Origin of the sequence: Bacillus sanguinis, from assembly GCF_018332475.1 — a bacterium.
In the GTDB taxonomy this organism is placed as follows: domain Bacteria; phylum Bacillota; class Bacilli; order Bacillales; family Bacillaceae_G; genus Bacillus_A; species Bacillus_A sanguinis.
Genome location: NZ_BOQB01000632.1, coordinates 1 through 739, shown reverse-complemented (window position 1 = coordinate 739; position 739 = coordinate 1). Strand labels below are relative to the sequence as shown.

At 30.4% G+C, this 739-nt stretch carries 1 protein-coding gene; it reads right to left on the bottom strand.

Annotated features, from left to right (window positions below; all coding sequences use genetic code 11):
• Positions 1-66: 66 nt before the first annotated feature.
• The coding region (locus KI369_RS28930; protein ID WP_212959053.1) for an HAD family hydrolase at positions 67-739 on the bottom strand (673 nt) is incomplete at its 5' end.

Sequence of the window (739 nt, the reverse complement as noted above, 5' to 3'; positions counted from 1 at the left end):
ATTTAAAAATACATAAAAATGCTCTAGAATCATTTATTCTGAGCATTTTTATGATTGTTACTTTATTCAATTCGTAGCATACGTAGTCTTCACTTCAGACAATATCCCCTTCAACTCCAATAAATCATCTATTACTATATCCGCCTGAGCAAGTTCATCCTCTTGTGCAAAATCAAAATTACAACCAACTGCAATCAAGCCATTATCTTTAGCTGCGTTTATATCAGATAACCGATCCCCAACTACTGCTGCCTTTTTTATATCATATTTGTTCAAAATACTTTTTACTAAGTCGCTTTTATTAAGTGATTTTATTTGTTCAATACTAAACGTTTCAGTAACCCATTGGTCTAAATCATAATAAGATACAATTGCTCGTAAATATTCAGTTAGACCATTACTAGCAATATAAATTGAACAATTATTTTCTTTTATATATGTAAACATTTCTTTTACGTTCGGGTATAATGCACCTTTTCCACTCTTAATATTTTCGATTAGTCTTTCTAAAAAATATCCATCTGTTTGTTGTCTTATTTCAAGAGAATGATTCGGTAATAACGCTTCCCAAACTTTCGGTAACGGCACACCCATAATTTCACGGTACTTATCAATAGGTGTTACCGTATCCCATAATTGTAATGAACGTAAATGATTAAAAGTATCATCTAGCGATAATTCTAAAATTTTATCAGTTTGAAATAACGTTCCGTCCATATCAAAAATTAATGCTTGTAAC